Here is a 21,566-nt window from a genome sequence, read left to right on the forward strand (position 1 = left end):
CGACACCCCGCCGGAGGTTTGCGAGGTTTCCGAGGTTTCCGAGATCGATTTCCGCGATTTCCGCGATTTCCGCGACGAGGTCGGAGGGGACTGCACCCGATGAGCGAGAGGGGATCGTCCGGGTTGACTGGCTATCGGCCGACCTTGCCGAAATCCTCGTTGCCGCGCAGCAGGCCGTCGAAATAGGCGATGGTCTTGGCAAGCCCCTCGTCGAGCGCGACCTTGGGTTCCCATTTCAGCTTGTCGCGCGCCAGGGTGATGTCGGGACAGCGTTGCAGGGGGTCGTCGACCGGCAGCGGGTGGAAGACCAGCCTCGACTTGCCGTTGACCAGCTTCAGCACCCTCTCGGCGAGGACGCGGATCGGCATCTCGACCGGGTTGCCGAGATTGACCGGGCCGGTGAAGTCGTCCGGCGTGTGGTCCATCAGGCGCAACCAGCCGTCGATCAGGTCGTCGACGTAGCAGAAAGCCCGGGTCTGGCTGCCGTCGCCGTAGATGGTGATGTCCTCTCCGCGCAGCGCCTGGACGATGAAGTTCGAGACCACGCGGCCGTCGTTGGGATGCATGCGCGGGCCGTAGGTGTTGAAGATGCGCGCCACCTTGATGCGCAGCTTGTGCTGGCGCCAGTAGTCGAAGAACAGCGTTTCGGCGCAGCGCTTGCCCTCGTCGTAGCAGGCGCGGGGGCCCAGCGGATTGACGTTGCCGCGATAGCTCTCGACCTGCGGGTGGACGGTCGGATCGCCGTAGACCTCGCTGGTCGAGGCCTGGAAGATCTTGGCGCGCACCCGCTTGGCCAGCCCGAGCATGTTGATGGCGCCGTGCACGCTGGTCTTGGTCGTCTGCACCGGATCGTGCTGGTAGTGGATGGGCGAGGCCGGGCAGGCGAGGTTGTAGATCTCGTCGACCTCGACATAGAGCGGGAAGGTCACGTCGTGGCGCATCAGCTCGAAGCGCGGATTGTCGAGGCAGCCGGCGATGTTGCGCTTGGTGCCGGTGAAGTAGTTGTCGACGCACAGCACGTCGTGGCCGGCCTTCAGCAGCCGTTCGCACAGATGCGAGCCGAGAAAGCCCGCGCCCCCGGTCACCAGTATCCGCTTGCCCATGTCGCCCCTGAGTCCCGCCACGCGATCTGCCGCCGACACTAGGCGATCAAGCTCTTGAAATCACTCCCAAACCGTCGCACTTCGTCTAGCCAGGGAAACGCTCGGGGAAAGGCGATGGGGATCGAGATCGAGGGGAGGATCAAGATCGAAGGGCTGGCCGACATCGTGCGCCGCCACGCCGCCGAGCGGCCCGAGGCGACGGCGATCGTCTACCGGGGCCGCAGGACCAGCTATGCCGCCCTCGACCGGGCGGCGAGCCGGGTCGCGCAGGCGCTGATCGCGGCGGGCGTGAAGCCGCAGGCTCGCGTCGCCCATCTCGACAAGAGCAACGACCTCTTCTTCGAGCTGCTGTTCGGCGTCGCCAAGGCGGGCGCCGTGATGGTCTCGGTCAACTGGCGGCTGGCGGCGCCCGAGGTGCAGCACATCGTCAACGACGCCGAGGCGGAGGTGCTGTTCGTCGGCGAGGAATACTTCCCGCTGATCGAGAAGATCCGGCGCGAGCTCAAGACCGTGCGCAAGATCGTGACCTTGGAGGGCCGGCACGCGGCGTGGGAGTCCTTCGCCGCGTGGCGCGACGGCCAGCAGCCGATCGACCCGCGCCTGCCGGCGCGGCCGGGCGACACCGCGGTCCAGTTCTACACCAGCGGCACCACCGGCCTGCCCAAGGGCGCCGAGCTGACCAACGGCAACTTCGCCTGGATGCTGCCACTGTGGGTGAAGTCGTGGTCGCTGGCGCCCGGCGTGCCCAATCTGGTCTGTCTGCCGATGTTCCATATCGGCGGCGCGGGCTGGGGCATCGCCGGCCTGTTCGCCGGCGCCACCAACCACGTCATGCGCGAATTCGTGCCCGCGCAGATCCTCGAGACCGTCGAGCGCGAGCGGCTGCAGGTGATGCTGCTGGTGCCGGCGATGATCCTGTTCCTCGTGCAGACGCCGCAGATCCGTGAGACCGACCTCTCCAGCCTGAAGCTGATCGTCTACGGCGCCGCGCCGATCCCGGCCGAGCTGCTCAAGCAGGCGATGAGCATCTTCAAGTGCGGCTTCCAGCAGGTCTATGGCCTGACCGAGACGACCGGGGCCATCACCCTGCTGCCGCCCGAGGACCACGACCCGGCGGATGCCAGGAAACTCCTGTCCTGCGGCTTCCCGCAGGAAGGCGTCGAGCTGCGCATCGTCGGCGACGGCGGCAAGGACATGCCGACGGGCGAGGTCGGCGAGATCGTGGTGCGTTCGCCGCAGATCATGGCCGGCTACTGGCGCCTGCCCGAGGCCAGCCGGCGCGCCATCCAGGGCGACTGGTTCTTCACCGGCGATGCGGGCTATCTCGACGACAAGGGCTATCTCTACATCTACGACCGCGTGAAGGACATGATTGTGTCGGGCGGCGAGAACATCTATCCCGCCGAGGTCGAGAGCGCGCTGTTCGGCCATCCGGCCGTCGCCGACGTGGCGGTGATCGGCGTGCCCGACGAGCGCTGGGGCGAGGCGGTCAAGGCGGTCGTGGTCCGGAAGCCGGGCGCGCAGGTGACCGAGGGCGCCTTGATCGGCTGGGCGCGCGAGCGCATCGCCGGCTACAAGCTGCCCAAGTCGGTCGACTTCATCGACGCCCTGCCGCGCAACCCGACAGGCAAAATCCTCAAACGCGAACTTCGCAAGGCCTACTGGGCCGACCAGCAGCGTCAGGTCAATTGAGCGAGCACATGACAGACCTCCCCGACAATCTCACGCCCGTCCGCGACGCCCACCGTTTCGACGAGGGCCGCCTCGCCGACTACATGAAGGCCAGTGTCGAGGGCTATCGCGCCGGCCTCGGCGTGCTGCAGTTCGAGGGCGGGCAGAGCAACCCGACCTTCCACCTGACCGACGGCGGCGGCCGCATGTACGTGCTGCGCAAGAAGCCGCCCGGCAAGCTGCTGCCCTCGGCGCACCAGGTCGACCGCGAGTACCGCGTCATCAAGGCATTGTCGGACCATACCGACGTTCCGGTGCCGAAGCCCTACGCGCTCTGCCAGGACGATGCGGTGATCGGCACGGCCTTCTACATCATGGAGTTCCTGCCCGGCCGCATCCTCGCCGACCCCAAGATGCCGGGCATCTCGCCGGCCGACCGCCGCAGGATCTTCGATTCGATGAACGACGTGCTGGCGCGCATCCACAACGTCGACTACCGCGCCGTCGGGCTCGGCGACTTCGGCCGCGAGGGCCAGTACATCGCGCGCCAGATCGCGCGCTGGTCGAGCCAGTACGACCTCGCGCGCACCACCCATCTCGAGGCGATGGAGCGGCTCAAGCAGTGGCTGCCCGCCAACATTCCGCCGGGCGACGAGACGCGCATCAACCACGGCGACTACCGGCTCGGCAACACCATCGTGCATCCGACGGAGCCCCGGATCGTCGCCGTGCTCGACTGGGAGCTCAGCACGCTCGGCCATCCGCTGGCCGACCTCGGCTACAACTGCATGATGTATCACTTCGGCGAGGGCTTCGGCGCCTCGGGCGGCTATGCGGAGACCGACCTCGAGGCGTTCGGCATCCCGACCGAGCGGGAGTATCTCGCGGCCTACGCGCGGCGCACCGGGCGCGAGCGCATCGAGCACTGGGACTTTTATCTCGCCTTCTCGCTGTTCCGCCTCGCCGCCATCGTGCAGGGCGTCTACAAGCGCGGGCTGGACGGCAACGCCTCGTCGACGACCGCGACCCAGTATGGCGACCGCGCCCGCGTGCTGTCCGAACTCGGCTGGTCGATGGTCGAGAAGCGCGCCTGATCACTCGTCGGTGTAGGGCACCATCGACGTGTCGTTCCTGCGCGGGCACTCCGCCGAATCGACATGAGCGTTCCTGGGATCGCGGAAACGCGCGTAGTCGCGGGCCGAGAAATCCACGCCGAGGCGGGGCGGCGGCGTGCGCAGCGTCCACGCGACCAGCCGCTTGACCACGCTGCCGAGCGCCTGGTCGAAGGCGCGCACGACGCTCGGTATCTTGTCCTCGCGGGCGCGCACGCAGCGCTCGAACGTCGCCACGCCGATGATCTGCCGGTCGGGCAACTGCACCAGCTTGGCGATGATGCGCACCTTCACGATCGGCGTGCCGCCGTAGAAGTACATCGCCTCGAAGTTGCGCAGGTCGGGCTGCAGCTGGTAGTTGGCGCGCAGGCCGATCGATTCGCGGGCGACCGCGACGATCTTGCCGGTGTTCTCGAACGAATCGACGATGCGCGTCTGCACCATCAGCGGCGCGCGGTCGGTCCATGCCGCCTTGGCGTAGTAGTCGGAGGACGTCGGTGTCATGGCCAGCGCGATGCGGCCGGTGTTGAGGTTGGCCGCCGACGCCGGCACCTCCACCGCGAGCTGCCAGTAGACCGACGGAATGTCGGCGTCGAAGGTGCTCTTGGGCGTGACCGTGTAGAGGTCGGTCGGCTCGGTGGCGGCGTTGATCAGCTCGCAGCCCGCGAGGAGAACGGTCGCCGCGGCCGCGGCGGCCAGGCGAGAGATCATTTGGGCGTGTATCCCTGCTTGCCGCTGAACACGAAGCCCGCAGGATCGCGCTCCAGTTTCGTGGCGATGACGTTGAGATTGGCCGTGAGCTGCCGCAACTCCCGGATGGCGAGAGAGAACTCGGTCAGGCCCGTCTCCGAGAACTGCCGGACCGGTCCCTGGCTGTCTGCCAGCAGGCGATTCAGCTGACCGGCCGCGCTGTCGATGCTGGCGATGGCCGCGCGCGCTTCGGTGAAGGTCTTGGTGAGTTCGCTGGGCTGCTTGCCGGCCAGCGCCTTGCGGGTCTCGGCGTCCTGCGGCCCGAGCTCGAGGGCAATGAGATTGAGATTGTCGACGAGGCCGTTCATCCTGTCGAAAGTCGCGCGAAAGTCGCCGATGGCCTTGGGCAGCTCGGTCAGCGTCGCCTGGATCGCCGCGTCCTGCTTGGCCAGGCTGCCGGTGACGGTCGACAGGTTCTTGAGCGCATCGCTCACGGCGGCGAGGTTGTCCGGGCTGAGCAGCTCGTTGAGCCGGTCGACCGTGACGCTCGTCTTCGACAGCACCTCCTGCGCCGAGCTCGAGGTGGCCTGCAGGAAGGAGGCACCTTCGCGAATCTCGGGATAGGGGGTCTCGCCGAGCTTCTTCTTCGGTTTCACCTGGTCGACATCGAGCCGGCCGACGATCTGGATGTAGGAGGCGCCGGCGATGAACGGCTTCTCGAACACGGCGTAGGAGCGCTCGCGAATGTCGATGGCGGAATCGACGGCGACCGTGACCAGGATCTTCTCGCTCAGCCTCTCGCGGCCGGTGCTGCGCTGTATGTCGCGACGCGACGCGAGCTCGATGCTGGCCACGCGCCCCACCCGCAGGCCGCGATAGAAGACCGGCGAGTCGGGCGTCAGCCCCTGCACGTCGCCGGAGAAATAGATGACGTAGTATGCATACGACGTCTGGTCGCCGGCCCGCAGCTTCCAGACGACGAACCCGATCACCGCAGCGACGAAAACGAGCACCGCCGCTCCGATCAGCACATAGGGCGATTTTCTTTCCATCCGGCGCCGCTTTACTCCTGCCGGGCCGCTCGTCCGCGCGGCCCGTGGAAGTACTCCCGAACCCAAGGATGATCGTAAACCAGCAACTCGGCCATCGTACCCACCACGACGCGCTTGTCGAGCAGGACGGCAATGCGGTCGCATACGGCGTTGAGGCTGTCCAGGTCGTGGGTCACCATCAAGATGGTCAATCCGAGGTCCCGTTGAAGGTTCCTGACCAGCTCGTCGTAGTGCGCCGCGCCGATGGGGTCGAGACCAGCCGTCGGCTCGTCGAGAAACAGCAGCTCGGGATCGAGCGCCAGGGCGCGGGCCAGGCTGGCGCGTTTGCGCATACCGCCCGAAAGTTCCGACGGCTTCTTCTCGCCGGTGTCCGGCGGCAAGCCGACCAGCGCGATCTTCAGGGCGGCAATGGCGCGCATCGTGTCCTCTGTGAGCGCGGCGTGCTCGCGGATGGGCACGATGATGTTCTCGGCCACAGTCAGGGACGAGAAGAGCGCGCCATCCTGGAACTGCACGCCGGTGCGCGCCTGCAGCGCGCGCTCGGCGTTGCCGTGTACGCTGCGGGTGTCGACGCCCAGCATCTCGATGCGGCCCTGCCGGGCGCGATTGAGCCCGATGATCGTGCGCAACAGGACCGACTTGCCGGTGCCGGAGCCGCCGACCAGCCCGACGATCTCGCCGCGAAACACGTCGAAGTCGAGCTTGTCGTGGACGACGTGGTCGCCGAACTGGGTGCGCACGCCGCGCAGGCGCAGCACGACCTCGCGGCCGTCTCGGTGGTCGATGAGCTGACCCCCCTCCTGCATCACACGTTCGCCAACAGGAAGATGATGGAGAAGATCGCGTCGAGCACGATGACGCAGAAGATCGATTCGACCACGGATCGGGTTGTGAGCTGGCCGACGCTCTCGGCGCTACCCCTGACCTGCAGTCCCTCGAAGCAGCCGATCGCGGCGATCACGATGCCGAACACCGGCGCCTTGATCATGCCGGTGTAGAAATGCCACACGCCGACCGTGTCGCGCAGCCGGTCGAAGAATTGCACCAGCGTGAAGTCGAGATAGATCGTGCAGGCCACCGCCCCGCCCAGCAGGCCCGTCATGTTGCCCCAGAAGGTCAGCAAGGGCATCGACAGGACTAACGCGATGATGCGCGGCAACACCAGCCATTCGATCGGGTTGAGGCCGATCGTGCGCATGGCATCGACCTCCTGGTTGACCTGCATGGTGCCGATCTGCGCCGTGAAGGCGCTGCCCGAGCGCCCGGCGACGATGATCGCCGTCAGCAGCACGCCGAGCTCGCGGAACATGCCGATGCCGACCGCTTCCACGGTGAAGGTCTCGGCGCCGAACTGCCGGAGCTGCTGCACGCCCTGGTAGGCGATGACGACGCCGATCAGGAAGCACAGCACGCCGACGATCGCCAGGGCCTTGACCCAAACCTCGAACATCTGGCGCACCACGGCGCCGATCCGGAAGCGCTTGGGGTCGAGGCAGGCCTGCAACACGACGACGAGGATCTCGCCGAAGAAGGCCGCGAGGTTGACGAGCTGTTCCTGGAAGTGCTTGGCGGCCAGCCCGATCGCCTCGAGCCAGCCGACCAGCCATCCGACCCTCCGCTCCGCGCGTGGCGCCGTCAGGTTGGCTTGCACGACCCGGAACAGATTGACGTGGGCGGCGTCCTCGGACTTCACTTCGATGTCCCTGTGCCCACCGGCGAGACGCAGGATCTCGAGTGCGCCCGCCGTGTCGAGCTGCCGCACGCCGGTGGCGTCGATGGCCGATATCGTCCGTCCGCCGGCGGCTTTGCGCGCGGCCAGGTCGGCGCGGCGGGCGATGCCGCGAATGCTCATGACGGTCCACGAGCCACCGACCTTCAGCACGGGCGCCCCGGCGCGTTCGGAGAACAGGATCGTGGGTTCGGCCTCGGTCATCGCGTCGATTAGTCGTTTGGTGCCGTACGCCTGTCAATTGCCGCGCGAACATTGCCGCCTCCGTCGTTGGCTGGCACGATCCTCCGGGGAGGGCGCGATGGGCAGGCCGACGCTCGACAAGATGAAGATGCTCGAGGGCTCGATCGACGATGAGACCTACGAACGTCGCCTGAAGGCGCTCCAGTTCCGCCTGCTCGACCTCCAGATCAACGACCTGCAAAATGGCGGCCGCGCCATCATCTGCATCGACGGATGGGACGCCGCCGGCAAGGGCGGCCTGATCCAGCGGGCCGTGCTCGACCTCGAGCCGCGCTCCACCCATGTCTGGCGCATCGGCGCGCCGACACCCGACGAACAGGGCCGGCACTATCTCTGGCGCTTCTGGCAGCGCCTTCCCGCGCCGGGCAACTGGGCGATCTTCGACCGCACCTGGTACGGCCGCGTCCTGGTCGAGCGCATCGAGAATTTTTGCAGCAAGACGGAGTGGAAGCGGGCTTACCGCGAGATCAACGAATTCGAGCGCCAGCTCACGGACGACGGCATCCGCATCGTCAAGCTGCTGGTGCATGTCAGCGCCGAGGAGCAGAAGCGGCGGATGATCGAGCGGCTGGACAAGCCGCACAAGCGCTACAAGGTCGGACTGGAGGACTTCCGCAACATCGCCAAGCGCGAGGCGTACCTCGAGGCCTACGGCGACATGCTCGACAAGACCGACACGGACAACGCGCCCTGGCACGTCATCGCGACCGACGACAAGAAACTGGCGCGCCTCACCGGCCTCGAGATCATCGCCAACACGATCGGGCACAAGATCGAGCTCACGGAACAGACCCTCGACCCGCGCATCGTCGAAGCGGCCGGGGAGCTTTGGGGCTGGAAGCCGAAGAACAACAAGAAGACCAACGGCAATCCCAAGTGACGCCTGCCCGTCGAATTCATGCCGACTGCAGGGCCTCCACGTCGGCCTGTGCCCCGAGAGCAGACGCAATCCACGGCAGTGCCTCCGCCATCGACTCGGCGAACTTCCAGGGCGGATTGATCACCATCAGCCCGCACGCGGCCAGCTTGCCAGGCGCGCGCACCGGCAGGCGAAGTTCCAGGCGCAACGACCTTCTTGCCCTCAACGCGTCGGCGAGCCCGGCGGCCGCGGCCTCCTCCTTGATCGGATACCAGACGGCATAGCATCCGGTCGCAAACCGGCGCAGCCCGTGGCCGATGGCACGCAAAAGACGCTCGGACTCGTCGGTCCGCTCGAAAGGCGGATCGATCAGGATCAATCCGCGTCGTTCGGGCGGTGGCAGCAGCGCCTTGAGGGCATGATAGCCGTCTTCCTCGCGCACCTCGACGGCACGATCGCCCGCGAATTCACGCTTCAGCAGGCCGAACTCCCGCGGCTGAAGTTCGCACGCCACCAGACGGTCCCCGCTGCGCAACCCGGCGCGCACCAGCCTCGGCGAACCCGGGTAGTGGCGCAGCCGGTCCGACCGGCCGAACTTGCGGTCGTATGCCGACACGGCCGCGAGATATCGTCCAACCGCACCGGGCATCCCGGCGCGCTGTGCCGACATCAGCCTGAGGACGCCTGCTGCCGCTTCGCCCGTACGCGTCGCCGGTGCGTCGCCGAGGTCGTAACCGCCCGCCCCGGCATGGCTGTCGAGAACGAACAGCTTCTTGTCCTTGGCGGTGAGAAGTCCCACCAGTTCCACCAAGGCGACATGCTTGAGGACATCGGCGAAATTGCCGGCATGAAAGCCGTGCCGGTAGTTCATCGCCGCACCGTCGCGACCGGCGCGCAGGCGCCGCCCGGCCGCTCCTTGATCACGCCCGCGGCGACCAAAGCCATGCGATCGTCGTCGCAGAAGTCGGACGGTTTGGCATCCAGTTCATCGATGCTCGTCGGCATCCTGAGCACGCAGCCGTCGGCGCCCCACAGGCCCGAGAGCTGCGCGACGTAGCGCACGATCATCTTGTAGGCGCGCGACACGGTGACGGCGCTGGCGCGTTTCTCCGGCACATCGCGCCCGGCCGGACGCAGCCGAGCCGTCGACACGACGCCGCTGTAGTAGGGATAGCCGAAGCTCGAGCCGAAAACGTAGCGATAGGTGCCAGCGCTCAGATCGTGCGGGAACAACAGGAACTTGTACGTCGTCAAGCCGCCATCGTCCGCGGTGGCCTGCAACAGGCTGCGGGTCAGCCGTGCGCTGTCGAACTGCGTAGGTGAGATCATCAGGTTCAGGCCAAGCGGCAGGTCGACCGGTCGGGCGCGGACCGGCATTGCGAGCGTGCGCGACAACTCGCAGACGAGCGGCTCGACAAAATCCGTGGGCTCGAGCTCCCGATGGACGTAGAGCACGACCTCGTGCGGCGGCGAAAGCGGCGGCTGGCCCCGCGCCGGTCCGGAAGCCGTCAATGCCGCCAAGACGATGAGTGCCGTGGCCCGTACCATGGACGGCGAGTTTACCCGGCGCCCGGTTCGTGCTTCAAACTTCCGGCGCACTCTCACCTCCAGGACTCTCGATGGCCACGCACGAACTGCACTCCTCACCCGAAACCTGCCATTGGGGCTACTTCGACAGCCAACTCAAGCCCTCCCTCTCCATCAAGTCGGGCGACGTGGCCACCATCCATTGCGTATCGGGCGCCGCCGAGATCCTGCCACAGCCGCCGATGAACGTGCTGCCGGAACATCGCGACATCCTGGCCAAGCTCAAGCCGCATATCGGCCGCCACATCCTCACCGGTCCCGTCCATGTCGAGGGCGCCGAGCGCGGCGATGTGCTGGCAGTCGAGGTGCTCGACATCAAGTTCCGCACCAACTGGGGCTGGAACGTGCAGCGGCCGCTGATGGGCACCCTGCCGGAGGATTTCCAGTTCTATCGGCTGACCCATATCCCGATCGACGCCAATCGCGGCGTCTGCACGATGCCCTGGGGGACCGAGATCGAGCTCAAGCCGTTCTTCGGCATCATGGGCGTGGCGCCGCCGCCGGAATGGGGGCAATGCAGCTCGGTCGAGCCGCGCGCCTTCGGCGGCAACATCGACAACAAGCATTTCAACGTCGGCACGACGGTCTATCTCCCGGTGTTCGCCCCGGGTGCGCTGTTCTCGACTGGCGATGGCCACGGCGTGCAGGGCGACGGCGAGGTCAACCTGACGGCACTCGAGACGTCTTTGTCGGGCACGTTCCGCTTCACCGTGCGCAAGGACATGAAGCTCAATAACCCACGCGCCGAGACGGCCACGCACTGGATCACCCACGGCTTCGACGTCGATCTCGACGATGCCGCCAAGGAGGCGCTGCGCGACATGATCCGGCTGATCACCGCCAAGACGGGGCTCAGCGCGGCCGACGCCTACATGCTGTGCAGCCTCAAGGGCGACCTGCACATCACCCAAACGGTGGACGGCAACAAGGGCGTCCATTGCATGATGGAAAAGAAACTGATCGGAGGATGAACCATGAAGACCGTGCAGCAGATGATTGCCGAGGCCAATGCCGCCGTGCCCGCCATCAGCCCGGAGGAGGCGAAGGGCCTGGTGGGGCGGGCCGACGTGGTGTTCCTCGATGTGCGCGAGCCCAACGAAGTCGCGGCCTCCGGCAAGGTGCCCGGTGCGCTCGCCATTCCGCGCGGCCTCGTCGAGTTCCGCGCCGATCCGTCCTCGCCGATGCATGACGCGGCCTTCGACCGCGCCAAGACGGTGGTCGCCTACTGCGCCTCGGGCGGGCGTTCGGCGCTGGTCGGCAAGGTCCTGAAGGACATGGGTTACGCCAATGTCCGCAACCTCGGCGGCTTCAAGGGCTGGATCGATTCCGGCGGTCAGGTCGAGAAGGCCTGAGCGACCGCCGGCGCATCACGCCGGCTGGACCACGGCCCGCCGTTGCGACGGCAACGGCGGGAAGAGCATGGCGATGGCGACCGCGCCCAAGCCGATGCCGAACGAGCCGATATAGAGCCAACCGTAACTGCCGGTGGTGTCGAAGATCCAGCCGCCGACCGCCGGTCCGAACGACATGCCGAGGCTTGCCGTGAGGGAGGCGCCGCCCAGCACCGTGCCCATGATGCGCATCGGGAAATATTCGCGGGCGATCACCGCGTAGAGCGGCATCACGCCGCCGTAGGCCATGCCAAACAGCACGGCCACGGCGTAGAACTCGCCGAGCTGCCGCACGAAGAAATAGGCGCCGGCCATGACGGCCTGGAGGAGCAGCCCGACGATGAGCACACGCTTGGCGCCGAACCGGTCGCCGGCCAATCCGAAGACGACCCTGCCGCCCAGTCCGGCGAGGCCCTCGACGCTGTAGATCGTGACCGCGGTGATGATCGGCAGGCCGCAGGCGATTGCGTAGCTGACGGTGTGGAAGATCGGCCCGGAGTGCGTGGCGCAGCAGCAGAAGTAGGTCAACGCCAGCACGATGAATTGTGGGGAGCGCAGCGCCTGGCCGGCGGTCATGCCCGGGTCGGCCGCCCCCGGCAGGCTCTGCGCCGCCCCGGCGCCTTCCGGCGGCGCGCGGCGCACCAGGAGTGCCGCAGGAATCAGGGTGGCCCACGCGAAGACGGCGATGACGAGCAGCGCCGTCCGCCAGTCGTAGTTGGAGATCAACCAGCTCGCGAAGGGCGAAACGGTCATCGGCGCCACGCCCATCCCGGCCGAGACCAGCGACACCGCGAGGCTGCGATGCTTGTCGAACCAGCCCGTCACCGTCGCCATCATCGGCACGAACACGGCCGCTGAAGCCCCGCCGACCACGAGACCGTAGACGATTTGGAATTCCAGCAAGGTTGAGGCGCGACTGGCCAGCGCGAGGCCGAGGCCGAGGAGCACGGCCCCCGACAGCACGACGGGCAAGGGCCCGAACCGATCGGTGAGTGCGCCCCACGCGAAACCGCCGACGCCCATCGTGAGGAACACGATCGTCATCGCGCTCGACACGCCCGTGCGCGACCAGCCGGTGGCATCCGCCATCGGCTGGAGGAAAACCGCCAGCGAGAAAGTCGCGCCCATGGCCACGCACCCCAGCAGGGCGCCAGCCGCCACGACGATCCATCCGTAATAGAGCTTCATGCTGATCCCTCGATTGCCGGCAATAAACATAACCATATGGTTAAGTATTGGCAAGCCTCAACCGGCAGCCGCACGGAACCGGCGGGCAGGCTTCCCCGTTGAGGGTGGCCCAACGAAGGGAGTGGACGACATGCGGTACGTTCTGATGGTCGCCGTGGCTCTCGGCGGCCTAGTGGGCGCCTGCTCGGTGAAGACCGAGCGAACGGTGGTCGAACGGCCCCCGACGGCGGTGCCCGCCTCGACAGTGGTCTACACGACGGATCCGGCACCCGTCGCATCCTCGACGACGGTGCGGGTCGGCCCATAGGGAGCCGTCGCAGACGAGACGCGCGGGCCGTGTCGCCGGCCCGCGCTCCGTCGTAACGGTCGTCAGGGCGTCGGCTCGACCCGTAATTCGGTGCCGTTGACGGCGGCGACACGCACGCGCGCCCCGGCCACCATGTCGGGGCCGGTGACGCTCCAGCTGCCGTCGCCGAGCTTCACGCGGCCGCGACCGCCGAGGATCGGCTCGTCGAGCACGATGGTCCGGCCGACCAGGCTCTGGCCGCGCGAGTTGAGCGTGGCGTCGCCGGCGCGGGCCTGCTGGAGACGCCTGAAGATCGGCCGCAAGGCAAGGGCGGAGGCGGCGGCGAAGACCGCGAAGACCGCGAGCTGCCACTCGATCGAGGTTTCGGGCACGACCACGAGCACGACCCCGGCCGCCGCGGCGCCGATGGCGAGAAACAGGAAGACCACGCCGGGCAGGGTCATCTCGGCCACCAGCAGCACCGCCGCCAGCGCCCACCAGTACCAGAACACGATCTTGAACATGGCTCAGCTCGAGCTCGGCACCGAACCGCGCGGCCGTCCGGATCCATCGCCCGCGGCAGCGCGCACCTGGGCTTCCTTGGCGAGTTCACCGATGCCTGCGATCGACGCCATCACACCGGCCGCCTCGACCGGCAGGAAGAAGACCTTGGAGTTGGTGCTCGCCCCCATCTTGCCCAGCGCTTCGACGTACTTGGTGCCGAGAAAGTAATTGATGGCCTGCGCGCCGTTGCCGGCGATCGCCTGCGCCACGACCTCGGTCGCCTTGGCTTCCGCCTCGGCCTGGCGCTCGCGTGCTTCGGCCTCGCGGAAGGCGGCCTCGCGGCGACCCTCGGCGATCAGGATGGCGGATTGCTTCTCGCCCTGGGCGCGCTGGATGCTCGATTCGCGCACGCCCTCGGCCTCCAGGATGGTGGCGCGCTTCTCGCGCTCCGCCTTCATCTGCCGGCCCATGGCGACGACGATATCGTCCGGCGGCGCGATGTCCTTGAGCTCGATGCGCAGCACCTTCACGCCCCACGGATTTGTCGCCTGGTCGATGACGGCGAGCAGCGTGTTGTTGATGTCGTTGCGCTTGGCCAGCACTTCGTCGAGGGCCATGTTGCCCATGACACTGCGGATATTGGTCAGGGCGAGATTGGTCATCGCGAGATGCAGATTCTGCACCTCATAGGCCGCCCGCGGTGCGTCGATCACCTGATAAAAGGCGACGGCGTCGACCTGGACGGTGGCGTTGTCCTTGGTGATGACCTTCTGCGCCGGGATGTCGAGCACGTTCTCCTGCATGTTCATCTTGCGGCCGATCGCGTCGATGAACGGAATGATGAGGTGCAGCCCCGGCGCCAGGGTGCGCGTGTAGCGGCCGAAACGCTCGACGGTCCAGTTCGCTCCCTGGGGCACGGTCTTGACGCCGGCGAAGACCAAGACGACGGCCACCAGCACCAAGGCCAGCACGAAGATCAACGGTTCCATGACGCCCCCTCGCGACTTTCGGCGGCCAGCCTAGCTGAAGCGCCATCATCCGGCTATGACGCCGCGATGACCGCACCCGTCCGCCTCGAGCCCCTGCCCGACTACCGCTCGTACCCACCGCACGAAATGGTGCGACGCACCCGCGATTTCCATACCGACATCGCGCGCCGCCGCACCGTGCGAGACTTCGACACGCGTGAAGTGCCGCGCGAAGTGATCGAGAACTGCCTGATCGCGGCCGGCACGGCGCCGTCCGGCGCCAACCTGCAGCCTTGGCACTTCGCCGTCATCCAGGATGCCGCGCTCAAGAAGCGCATCCGTGAAGAGGCCGAGGCCGAGGAGCACGCCTTCTACGCCGGCCGCGCACCGAAGGAATGGCTCGAAGCACTCGCGCCGCTCGGCACCGATGCCGACAAGCCGTTTCTCGAGCACGCGCCCGTCCTGATCGCGATCTTCGCGCAGCGTTCCGGCACGCGGCCCGACGGCCGCAAGGTGACGCACTACTACGTGCCCGAATCGGTCGGCATCGCCACCGGCTTCCTGATCCTCGCCCTTCATCACGCCGGCCTCGCGACGCTCACCCACACGCCGAGCCCGATGGGGTTCCTGAACGAAATTTGCGGCCGCCCCGCCTGGGAGAAGCCGACCATCCTGCTCGTGGCGGGCTACCCGAAGCCGGGGTGCATGGTTCCCGTCCATGGCGGCCTCAGGAAGCCGCTCGGCGAGATCAGCTCGTGGCTCTGACGTCGGTCGCCAGCCAGCGATCCAGGAAGCCATCGATCCAGCGATCGAGGGGCGGATCGTAGAGCGGGTGCATGGCAAGATGCACGCCGCGCTGCTGGGCGCCCAGGAGTTTCAGTCGCTCCGCAGCCTTGAGCGTCCAGATCTGCTTCATCTCGAGAGTCACCTCGGGATGGAACTGGAACCCGAAGGCGTTCGGGCCATAGCGGAAGCCCTGCACAGGATAGGTGTCGTTGGTCGCCAGTAGTTCGCAACAACGGGGAATATCCATGCCTTCCCGGTGCCACTGGTAGACCTTCATGGGCGCCTTGAACCACGAGCGACCGGCCTCGGTCGGTTCTATGTCGACATAACCCACCTCGACCTTGCCTTCAGGGTGCGCGGCGACGCGACCGCCGACGGCGCGCGTCAGAAGCTGGGCGCCGAGGCAAAGTCCAAGGAACGGAACCCCCGCCTCGACGACCTTGGGAATCCAGTCGAGTTCGCACTTGATGCCGGCGAGCGTGCCGCAGTCGTTGGCCGACATGGGTCCGCCGAAGATCACCACGCCGGCGTAGTCCGACATGTCGTCCGGCAGCTCGCAGCCGAGATTGGGGCAAAGACGGTGAAGCTCGTACCCGCGCTTTTGAAGGAATACGCCGACCCGGCCGGGTCGGGAGTGCTCCTGATGCACGACTATGGCTACTTTCTTGGGCTTGTCAGCCGGTACCGTCATGGATTTGCAAGATATGCAAGGGTTGTGGCAACGACAAGGCACGGCTGTACAGGAGGGACGAAATGGCGCGCCGACTCGAGTTCTATTTCGACTGTTCCAGCCCGTGGACCTATCTCGCCTTCCACGCCGTTCAGCCTCTCGCGGCGGAGTTCGGCGCGGAAGTGGCATGGAAGCCGATCCTCGTCGGCGGCGTCTTCAACGCGGTCAATCAGACGGTCTACGACAACCGCGCCCGGCCCAATCCGCGGAAGCAGGCCTATATGCTGAAGGATCTGGCGGACTGGGCGAAGCTGTACGGACTCAGGATCGTCTTCCCGCCCAGCGTCTTTCCCGTGAACAGCGTGAAGTGCATGCGCGGCGCCTTCGTCGCGCTCGACGCCGGCAAGCTCGTTCCCTACACGACGGCCGCCTTCGAGGCCTATTGGAGTGACGACCGCGACATCTCGAAGGAGGAGGTGCTGGCCGATATCGCGGCAACAGCGGGCCTCGACCGCCAGCGTTTCTTCTCCGGGATCGAATCGGATGCCTGCAAGGCGCGGCTGCGGGCCAACACCGACGAGCTGATCGCGCGCGGCGGTTTCGGCAGCCCGACCCTGTTCGTCGACGGCGCGATGTTCTTCGGCAACGACCGCCTGCCGTTGGTACGCGCCGCACTGGAGGCGCCGCGGATGGCGTGACGGCCGATGGTACCGGCCGGATCGGGTTGGAAATTTTCGACAAGGCACCCGACCCGATACAGCACTAAACGTTTGAAACGGGCTGCCAACTGTTGTACCCGCTGGCCTCTTTCCGGCCGTTGCGTTGGGAGTGCCGAATGGTCAGCAAGTTGTTGCGGGTGGTGGTTCTGGTCGCGGGTGGGCTTGCCTTGGGTGGCTGTCCGATGGAAGGAACCAAGACTGCGGCCCCGGCCAAGCGACCGGCGGCGCCGGACTATCAGGTGGCATCGACCACGCCGCCGCCGCCGGCGGGCCGGATCAGCGCCATCTGCTACAACGACGCGGACATCGCGGTGATGCGTGCGCGCATGCTGCAGCAAGAACTCACCGTCGCGACGCTGCAGTGCCAGACGCCGGGCGGCGGCCGCGCCTTCGAGGGCATCTACACGAGCTTCCTCAACAAGTTCAATGCCGAACTCGCCGCTAACGCGCGCGACCTCCAGCAACTGTCGCGCCGCAAGCGCTTCAACATCGACGTGCTGGTCACGGAGTTCGCCAACCGCATGGCGCAGCGCGCTCCGGTCGACCGCGAGTTCTGCAGCCGCAGCCTCAGGGCACTCGAGTGGGCGCTCGACCCGCGGGTGACGTCGATCACCCAGGCACCGCCGCCCTACGACCTCGGCCCCGAGATGAACATCCATCCCTGCCCCAGGGCCTGATCGGGCGACGCAGGAAAGGCGGTCCTTGCGGACCGCCGTCCTGTTTCGCGACGATGGCCGCGTCGGCTATCGAATGACGATCTCCACCCGGCGGTTCTGCGGTTCGCGCACCCCGTCCTTGGTCGATACGAGCAGCGCCTCCTCGCCCTTGCCGATGACCGTAATCGAGGTCGCCGGAACGCCGTTGCGCACCAGCGCCTCCTTGACCGCGTTGGCCCGGCGCAGCGACAGCGCCATGTTGTAATTGGCGGGGCCAGCCGTGTCGGTGTGGCCGGTGCAGGTCACGCGCGCGTTCTGGCCGGACTTGGCCACGTTGGCCGCCTCCTTGACGATGTCCATCGCCCGCGGCGTGAGCGTCGAGCGGTCGAAATCGAAGAAGACCAGGAAGTTGCGCACCGGCGGCGGAGGCGTCGGGGCCGGCGGCGGCGGCTCTTCGCACGCACTCAACAGCATGGCGGCCGCCACCACGGCCAGCAGTTTCTTGAACATGAGCCTCTCCCCAAGACTTAGACGGGGGGAATATTACCTTCGATTGACAGGGCCTTTCCAGAGCAACCGGGTCAGATGTGCTGCAATGGCCGTGGCCCCCTGTCGCCGCCGGACTCGACGCGGTGGGAGGTGGCGGCACGCAGCACGGCACCATAGCCCGCCGCGATTTCCATCTGCGGCCCGCGACCCGCGGCAAGCAGGGCGCGATGCGCGGCCGGCAGTCGCCAGCACGGCACGAACAGGAAGAGATGATGCTCGAGATGGTAGTTCACCCAATAGGGTGCGATGAACAGCCGCTCGAGAAAGCCGGCGCGGGTCGTCCGGGTGTTGCGCAGGGGGTCGTCGTTGTCGGGCACCACCGCATGCTCGGCGATGTTGCGAATGCGCGAGACGAGCTGATACCAGGTCGCCAGCGGCAGCAGCCACAGCACCGGATAAAGCCACCAGTAGCCGGCCATCGCCAGCAGAGCCCACAGCACTGCGTTGGCGATGATGCCCTCACGGAGAGCCACGCCACGCGCAAACTGCTCGCGCCGCCGCCGGAAGGCCGTTTGCCCCGTCAGGTCGCGTAGGACCTTGCGCCACATGCTCTTGCGCGTGATCGGGAACGGCGCCGAAAGGCCGAGATCCGGATCGTTGGCCTGCTGGGTGAACCGGTGATGGGTCAGGTGGTACGGCCGATAGAGCGCGAGGCTGGTGAAGACGGGAAAGGCGCACAGCCACGCGCCGACCCAATCGTTCAGCCGCCGGTCGGCGAACAGCAGGCCGTGCGCGGCGTCGTGCATCAGGATGGCGAGGCCGAGCTGGCGACAGCCGACGATCATGACCGCGAGCAGGAACGTGAACGGGTTGGGCCACCATGCGAACAGCGCCATGCTGCCCAGAATCAGCGCCCAGGCGTGCAGTACCAGCAGTGCGCCCATCGCGTTCGACTTGCCGCGCAGGTCGCCGATCTGCGCCGGCCCGAGATAGTCCGTCGGCCTAGGCAGCACGCGCGCCGCCGTGGCGCAGCAGGCGCCCGGAATGCGTGTTGGTCGGCCGGTCGTTGCGGATCGTGACCTCGCCGTTCACCAGCACGTACTTGTAGCCCTCGGCGCGCTGGATGCGCCGCCATTCGCCGCCCGGCAGGTCGTGCGCGATCTCGTCGGGCAGCACGCGCAGTCCGTCGAAGTCGTAGACCACGATGTCGGCCGGCGCGCCCTTCCTGAGCATGCCGCGTCCGCGGAAGCCCGCCACTTCGGCCGGCAGCGCCGACAGGCGCCAGTGCACGTCCTCCAGGCTCAGCATCTTGTGCTCGCGCACCACCTTGCACAGCGTCTCGGTGGGGTAGCGGCCGGCGGTCAGGAACTTGGTGTGCGCCCCGCCGTCCGACACGCCGAACAGGATGTAGGGGTCGTCGACCAGCTCCTTCAGATATTCGATCCTGCCGTTGGGCGGCGCGGCGAAGAACTCGGTCTCGAGATCCTCCTCGACCGCCATGTCGAGCATGACGTCGACCGGATGCTTGCCCATCTTCTGGCCGGCGTGGGCCAGCGTGTGGTCGAGCCACTTCTTGTTCTTCTCGAGCCGCGGCCCGACGATGGCGATCTGCGGCAGCGGTCCGGTCGCCGTCACCGGCAGGTTGGCGCGCAGCGCCACCCGCCGCGCCGGATCGGCGAGCTTGGCCAGGCGCTCGGCGTGCGTGCCGGTGGTGGCGTCGCACCAGACCTGCTGGTCGTCGAACAGGTTCCAATCCTCGAAGGTGAAGGTGAAGCCGGCGTCGGTCGTCAGGCCCTGTCCGACGACGCGGATGCCGCGCTCGCGGCAGCTCTTCAACCACGACAGCACCTGGCGGTGGATATGCGGCCTGTCGTCGAAGGCCTGGACCACGTTCATGATGATCGGACGGCCGCTCAGCGTCGCCATCTCCTCGTAGAAGGCACGGTCGCGGGCATTGTCTCCGGACACCAGCAGCATCTGCATGAAGCCGTCGTTGCGCTCGGCCAGCACGCGGGCGAGCTCCCGGCAGGTCTCGTCGTGCATCACGTCGGTCGGCATCGGCGTACCGTCATGGTCGCGCTGCACCGAGGCCGGTCCGGTCGGCAGCATGCGCTGCGCCGACCAGCCGCAGCCACCGGCATCCATCGCCTCGTGCAGCAGCTTGCGCAGTTGGGCGTGCTGCTCGGCGGTCGGCAGCCTGCCGGCCTTGGCCGCCTCGAAGCCCATCACCCAGATCAGCATCGGCGCCACCGGCACGTAGGGCAGGATGTTGACCGCCTTGGGCGCGGCATCGACGGCGTCGAGGAACTCGGGGAACGTCACCCAGTTCCAAGGCATGCCCTGCTTCATCGCTTCGAGCGGGATCGCCTCGACGCGCGTCATGGTGAGCATGGCGCGCTCACGCTCGGCCGGCCGCACCGGCGCGAAGCCGAAGCCGCAATTGCCGATCACGACCGAGGTGATGCCGTGCCAGCTCGACAGCGAGCAGTACGGGTCCCAGAAGAGCTGGGCGTCATAGTGCGTGTGCAGATCGACGAACCCCGGCGCCACGATCAGCCCGCCGGCGTCGATCGTCTCGTCGGCCTCGTTGCCGCCGATCCGGCCGATCTCGGCGATCACCCCGTCCTTGATGCCGATGTCGCCGCGAAAGCGCGGCAGGCGGCTGCCGTCGACGATCATGCCGCCGCGGATCACGCGATCGAACCGGGCCATGTCTCCTCCTGCTTTCGCAAAGCGTGGGCGCGGACAGGGACTCTGTCAACGAAAGCGCGCTAGGCTCGCAGGATGAAATCCATCCGCACCAAAACACTCGAGATCGCCTACGAGGAACAGGGGCCCGCCGACGGATCTCCGGTCATTCTGCTGCACGGCTTCCCCTACGACGGCCGCGCCTACGACGAGGTCGCGCCGCCGCTGGCGAAGGACGGCAACCGAGTGCTGGTGCCGTGGCTGCGCGGCTACGGCGCCACGCGCTTCCTCGCGCCGGAGACGCCGCGCTCGGGCGAGCAGGCGGCGCTCGGCAACGACCTGCGCGAATTCATGGATGCGCTCGGCATCGCGCGCGCGACGCTCGGCGGCTACGACTGGGGCGGCCGCGCCGCCTGCGTGGTCTCCGCGCTCTGGCCCGAGCGCGTGCGCGGCCTCGTGAGCGGCGGCGGCTACAACATCTTCGTCACCGCGGCGATGAACAACCCGGCGTCGGCGATGCAGGAGCAGCGCAACTGGTATCAGTACTACTTCCACCTCGAGCGCGGCGTCCGCGGCCTGGAGAAGAATCGCCGCGACATCGCCCGCCTGCTGTGGACGCTGTGGTCGCCGGAATGGACGTTCGACGACGCGACCTTCGAACGGACCGCGCTGGCCTTCGACAATCCCGACTTCGTCGCCGTCGTCATCCAGTCCTATCGCCATCGCTACGGCAATGCGCCGGGCGATCCCTCGCTGCTCGATATCGAGGCGCGGCTCGCCGGGCAGCCGAAGATCTCCGTACCGACCATCAACCTCCATGGCGGCCACGACGGCGTCTCGCCGGTTCCGGAGACCGACACGCAGGGGCGCAACTTCACGGGCTTCTACGAGCGCCGGATCATCCCGCGGGTCGGCCACAACGTTCCGCAGGAAGCGCCCGCCGACACGGTGCAGGCGCTTCGCGACATCCTGCGGAAAGCCGGCCCGTGACCCGCGGGCCCGCCGCATGCCCGCGGAAACCCCGGAAATCGTACAAATTGCAGTGTCCCCAACTGTGCTGATGGGGGTAGCGCACCAGCGCTAACTGCGGAAACCTCCCAGATCCGGCTCCTTTCGATGAGATGACCGTTTTTCCGATCACGCGACGATCGTACAAATTATCCAGTCGATCTTTC

24 protein-coding genes are annotated in these 21,566 nt (G+C 67.1%); 10 read left to right on the top strand and 14 right to left on the bottom strand.

Annotated features, from left to right (window positions below; genetic code table 11):
* Positions 1-131: 131 nt before the first annotated feature.
* Positions 132-1,103 carry an SDR family oxidoreductase gene (locus tag KIT25_16740; GenBank protein UYN97966.1) on the bottom strand — a complete coding sequence of 324 codons (972 nt, stop codon included), beginning with the start codon at positions 1,101-1,103 and terminating at the stop codon, positions 132-134.
* Positions 1,104-1,217: 114 nt separating this feature from the next.
* Between KIT25_16740 and KIT25_16745 the strand changes: the two genes are divergently transcribed.
* Positions 1,218-2,795: a fatty acid--CoA ligase gene (locus KIT25_16745; GenBank protein ID UYN93689.1), complete on the top strand. Its 1,578-nt coding sequence runs from the start codon at positions 1,218-1,220 to the stop codon at positions 2,793-2,795.
* Positions 2,796-2,803: 8 nt separating this feature from the next.
* A complete protein-coding gene (locus tag KIT25_16750; protein ID UYN93690.1) occupies positions 2,804-3,868 on the top strand; it encodes a phosphotransferase in 1,065 nt (354 codons plus the stop codon).
* Here KIT25_16750 and KIT25_16755 read toward each other — a convergent pair whose 3' ends face one another.
* The 4 genes from KIT25_16755 to KIT25_16770 are packed head-to-tail and all read right to left on the bottom strand — an operon-like array spanning position 3,869 to position 7,561.
* A complete protein-coding gene (locus tag KIT25_16755; GenBank protein ID UYN93691.1) occupies positions 3,869-4,597 on the bottom strand; it encodes a membrane integrity-associated transporter subunit PqiC in 729 nt (242 codons plus the stop codon).
* A complete protein-coding gene (locus KIT25_16760) occupies positions 4,594-5,628 on the bottom strand; it encodes an MCE family protein (protein ID UYN93692.1) in 1,035 nt (344 codons plus the stop codon). The genes KIT25_16755 and KIT25_16760 overlap by 4 nt, the downstream gene beginning before the upstream one ends.
* Positions 5,629-5,639: 11 nt before the next feature.
* The gene (locus tag KIT25_16765; GenBank protein UYN93693.1) at positions 5,640-6,434 is read right to left on the bottom strand and encodes an ATP-binding cassette domain-containing protein; all 795 of its coding nucleotides are present in this window, start codon (positions 6,432-6,434) and stop codon (positions 5,640-5,642) included.
* Positions 6,434-7,561: an ABC transporter permease gene (locus KIT25_16770; GenBank protein ID UYN93694.1), complete on the bottom strand. Its 1,128-nt coding sequence runs from the start codon at positions 7,559-7,561 to the stop codon at positions 6,434-6,436. Before KIT25_16770 ends, KIT25_16765 begins: the two co-directional genes overlap by 1 nt.
* A 97-nt stretch (positions 7,562-7,658) precedes the next feature.
* Here KIT25_16770 and KIT25_16775 point away from each other — a divergent pair, with 97 nt between their 5' ends.
* Positions 7,659-8,480: a polyphosphate kinase gene (locus tag KIT25_16775; GenBank protein ID UYN93695.1), complete on the top strand. Its 822-nt coding sequence runs from the start codon at positions 7,659-7,661 to the stop codon at positions 8,478-8,480.
* A gap of 16 nt (positions 8,481-8,496) precedes the next feature.
* On the opposite strand, the gene KIT25_16780 is transcribed toward KIT25_16775, so the two are convergent.
* Both KIT25_16780 and KIT25_16785 read right to left on the bottom strand, forming a co-directional pair.
* The gene (locus tag KIT25_16780; protein UYN93696.1) at positions 8,497-9,330 is read right to left on the bottom strand and encodes a 23S rRNA (adenine(2030)-N(6))-methyltransferase RlmJ; all 834 of its coding nucleotides are present in this window, start codon (positions 9,328-9,330) and stop codon (positions 8,497-8,499) included.
* Entirely contained in the window at positions 9,327-10,007 is a 681-nt protein-coding gene (locus KIT25_16785) for a hypothetical protein (GenBank protein UYN93697.1), read from the bottom strand. The genes KIT25_16780 and KIT25_16785 overlap by 4 nt, the downstream gene beginning before the upstream one ends.
* A 71-nt stretch (positions 10,008-10,078) precedes the next feature.
* Here KIT25_16785 and KIT25_16790 point away from each other — a divergent pair, with 71 nt between their 5' ends.
* Positions 10,079-11,017: an acetamidase/formamidase family protein gene (locus tag KIT25_16790; GenBank protein ID UYN93698.1), complete on the top strand. Its 939-nt coding sequence runs from the start codon at positions 10,079-10,081 to the stop codon at positions 11,015-11,017.
* 3 nt (positions 11,018-11,020) lie between these two features.
* Positions 11,021-11,398: a rhodanese-like domain-containing protein gene (locus KIT25_16795; GenBank protein ID UYN93699.1), complete on the top strand. Its 378-nt coding sequence runs from the start codon at positions 11,021-11,023 to the stop codon at positions 11,396-11,398.
* Positions 11,399-11,413: 15 nt separating this feature from the next.
* On the opposite strand, the gene KIT25_16800 is transcribed toward KIT25_16795, so the two are convergent.
* Entirely contained in the window at positions 11,414-12,625 is a 1,212-nt protein-coding gene (locus KIT25_16800; GenBank protein ID UYN93700.1) for an MFS transporter, read from the bottom strand.
* Positions 12,626-12,755: 130 nt separating this feature from the next.
* Between KIT25_16800 and KIT25_16805 the strand changes: the two genes are divergently transcribed.
* Complete coding sequence (locus KIT25_16805; protein ID UYN93701.1) at positions 12,756-12,932, top strand: hypothetical protein; 177 nt, start codon at positions 12,756-12,758, stop codon at positions 12,930-12,932.
* A gap of 62 nt (positions 12,933-12,994) precedes the next feature.
* Here the strand turns inward: KIT25_16805 and KIT25_16810 are convergent, their stop codons facing one another.
* Together KIT25_16810 and KIT25_16815 are read right to left on the bottom strand one after the other, a co-directional pair.
* Complete coding sequence (locus tag KIT25_16810) at positions 12,995-13,435, bottom strand: NfeD family protein (protein UYN93702.1); 441 nt, start codon at positions 13,433-13,435, stop codon at positions 12,995-12,997.
* A gap of 3 nt (positions 13,436-13,438) precedes the next feature.
* Positions 13,439-14,404: an SPFH/Band 7/PHB domain protein gene (locus tag KIT25_16815; protein ID UYN93703.1), complete on the bottom strand. Its 966-nt coding sequence runs from the start codon at positions 14,402-14,404 to the stop codon at positions 13,439-13,441.
* 66 nt (positions 14,405-14,470) lie between these two features.
* Here KIT25_16815 and KIT25_16820 point away from each other — a divergent pair, with 66 nt between their 5' ends.
* Complete coding sequence (locus KIT25_16820) at positions 14,471-15,148, top strand: nitroreductase family protein (GenBank protein ID UYN93704.1); 678 nt, start codon at positions 14,471-14,473, stop codon at positions 15,146-15,148.
* Here the strand turns inward: KIT25_16820 and KIT25_16825 are convergent.
* On the bottom strand, positions 15,132-15,860 hold the full coding sequence (locus KIT25_16825) for a gamma-glutamyl-gamma-aminobutyrate hydrolase family protein (protein ID UYN93705.1): 729 nt from the start codon (positions 15,858-15,860) through the stop codon (positions 15,132-15,134). The two genes, KIT25_16820 and KIT25_16825, sit on opposite strands and share 17 nt — an antisense overlap.
* Positions 15,861-15,922: 62 nt before the next feature.
* On the opposite strand from KIT25_16825, the gene KIT25_16830 reads away from it, so the two are divergent.
* On the top strand, positions 15,923-16,537 hold the full coding sequence (locus KIT25_16830; protein ID UYN93706.1) for a 2-hydroxychromene-2-carboxylate isomerase: 615 nt from the start codon (positions 15,923-15,925) through the stop codon (positions 16,535-16,537).
* Positions 16,538-16,674: 137 nt separating this feature from the next.
* The gene (locus KIT25_16835) at positions 16,675-17,235 is read left to right on the top strand and encodes a hypothetical protein (protein UYN93707.1); all 561 of its coding nucleotides are present in this window, start codon (positions 16,675-16,677) and stop codon (positions 17,233-17,235) included.
* 66 nt (positions 17,236-17,301) lie between these two features.
* Here KIT25_16835 and KIT25_16840 read toward each other — a convergent pair whose 3' ends face one another.
* From KIT25_16840 to KIT25_16850, 3 genes are all read right to left on the bottom strand, one after another.
* Complete coding sequence (locus KIT25_16840; protein UYN93708.1) at positions 17,302-17,724, bottom strand: OmpA family protein; 423 nt, start codon at positions 17,722-17,724, stop codon at positions 17,302-17,304.
* Positions 17,725-17,795: 71 nt separating this feature from the next.
* Positions 17,796-18,716, bottom strand: coding sequence for a fatty acid desaturase family protein (locus KIT25_16845; GenBank protein ID UYN93709.1), 921 nt, complete (start codon positions 18,714-18,716; stop codon positions 17,796-17,798).
* The gene (locus tag KIT25_16850) at positions 18,706-20,415 is read right to left on the bottom strand and encodes an amidohydrolase family protein (protein UYN93710.1); all 1,710 of its coding nucleotides are present in this window, start codon (positions 20,413-20,415) and stop codon (positions 18,706-18,708) included. The genes KIT25_16845 and KIT25_16850 overlap by 11 nt, the downstream gene beginning before the upstream one ends.
* A gap of 72 nt (positions 20,416-20,487) precedes the next feature.
* Here KIT25_16850 and KIT25_16855 point away from each other — a divergent pair, with 72 nt between their 5' ends.
* Complete coding sequence (locus tag KIT25_16855; protein ID UYN93711.1) at positions 20,488-21,381, top strand: alpha/beta hydrolase; 894 nt, start codon at positions 20,488-20,490, stop codon at positions 21,379-21,381.
* Positions 21,382-21,566: the final 185 nt, after the last annotated feature.

This window comes from Enhydrobacter sp., assembly GCA_025808875.1.
GTDB lineage: Bacteria > Pseudomonadota > Alphaproteobacteria > Reyranellales > Reyranellaceae > Reyranella.

What these genes read in the sequence shown, in the direction of transcription:
- KIT25_16740 (UYN97966.1), bottom strand. Translation starts at nt 1,103, where the DNA reads ATGGGCAAGCGGATACTGGTGACCGGGGGCGCGGGCTTTCTCGGCTCG.
- KIT25_16745 (UYN93689.1), top strand. Translation starts at nt 1,218, where the DNA reads ATGGGGATCGAGATCGAGGGGAGGATCAAGATCGAAGGGCTGGCCGAC.
- KIT25_16750 (UYN93690.1), top strand. Translation starts at nt 2,804, where the DNA reads ATGACAGACCTCCCCGACAATCTCACGCCCGTCCGCGACGCCCACCGT.
- KIT25_16755 (UYN93691.1), bottom strand. Translation starts at nt 4,597, where the DNA reads ATGATCTCTCGCCTGGCCGCCGCGGCCGCGGCGACCGTTCTCCTCGCG.
- KIT25_16760 (UYN93692.1), bottom strand. Translation starts at nt 5,628, where the DNA reads ATGGAAAGAAAATCGCCCTATGTGCTGATCGGAGCGGCGGTGCTCGTT.
- KIT25_16765 (UYN93693.1), bottom strand. Translation starts at nt 6,434, where the DNA reads ATGCAGGAGGGGGGTCAGCTCATCGACCACCGAGACGGCCGCGAGGTC.
- KIT25_16770 (UYN93694.1), bottom strand. Translation starts at nt 7,561, where the DNA reads ATGACCGAGGCCGAACCCACGATCCTGTTCTCCGAACGCGCCGGGGCG.
- KIT25_16775 (UYN93695.1), top strand. Translation starts at nt 7,659, where the DNA reads ATGGGCAGGCCGACGCTCGACAAGATGAAGATGCTCGAGGGCTCGATC.
- KIT25_16780 (UYN93696.1), bottom strand. Translation starts at nt 9,330, where the DNA reads ATGAACTACCGGCACGGCTTTCATGCCGGCAATTTCGCCGATGTCCTC.
- KIT25_16785 (UYN93697.1), bottom strand. Translation starts at nt 10,007, where the DNA reads ATGGTACGGGCCACGGCACTCATCGTCTTGGCGGCATTGACGGCTTCC.
- KIT25_16790 (UYN93698.1), top strand. Translation starts at nt 10,079, where the DNA reads ATGGCCACGCACGAACTGCACTCCTCACCCGAAACCTGCCATTGGGGC.
- KIT25_16795 (UYN93699.1), top strand. Translation starts at nt 11,021, where the DNA reads ATGAAGACCGTGCAGCAGATGATTGCCGAGGCCAATGCCGCCGTGCCC.
- KIT25_16800 (UYN93700.1), bottom strand. Translation starts at nt 12,625, where the DNA reads ATGAAGCTCTATTACGGATGGATCGTCGTGGCGGCTGGCGCCCTGCTG.
- KIT25_16805 (UYN93701.1), top strand. Translation starts at nt 12,756, where the DNA reads ATGCGGTACGTTCTGATGGTCGCCGTGGCTCTCGGCGGCCTAGTGGGC.
- KIT25_16810 (UYN93702.1), bottom strand. Translation starts at nt 13,435, where the DNA reads ATGTTCAAGATCGTGTTCTGGTACTGGTGGGCGCTGGCGGCGGTGCTG.
- KIT25_16815 (UYN93703.1), bottom strand. Translation starts at nt 14,404, where the DNA reads ATGGAACCGTTGATCTTCGTGCTGGCCTTGGTGCTGGTGGCCGTCGTC.
- KIT25_16820 (UYN93704.1), top strand. Translation starts at nt 14,471, where the DNA reads ATGACCGCACCCGTCCGCCTCGAGCCCCTGCCCGACTACCGCTCGTAC.
- KIT25_16825 (UYN93705.1), bottom strand. Translation starts at nt 15,860, where the DNA reads ATGACGGTACCGGCTGACAAGCCCAAGAAAGTAGCCATAGTCGTGCAT.
- KIT25_16830 (UYN93706.1), top strand. Translation starts at nt 15,923, where the DNA reads ATGGCGCGCCGACTCGAGTTCTATTTCGACTGTTCCAGCCCGTGGACC.
- KIT25_16835 (UYN93707.1), top strand. Translation starts at nt 16,675, where the DNA reads ATGGTCAGCAAGTTGTTGCGGGTGGTGGTTCTGGTCGCGGGTGGGCTT.
- KIT25_16840 (UYN93708.1), bottom strand. Translation starts at nt 17,724, where the DNA reads ATGTTCAAGAAACTGCTGGCCGTGGTGGCGGCCGCCATGCTGTTGAGT.
- KIT25_16850 (UYN93710.1), bottom strand. Translation starts at nt 20,415, where the DNA reads ATGGCCCGGTTCGATCGCGTGATCCGCGGCGGCATGATCGTCGACGGC.
- KIT25_16855 (UYN93711.1), top strand. Translation starts at nt 20,488, where the DNA reads ATGAAATCCATCCGCACCAAAACACTCGAGATCGCCTACGAGGAACAG.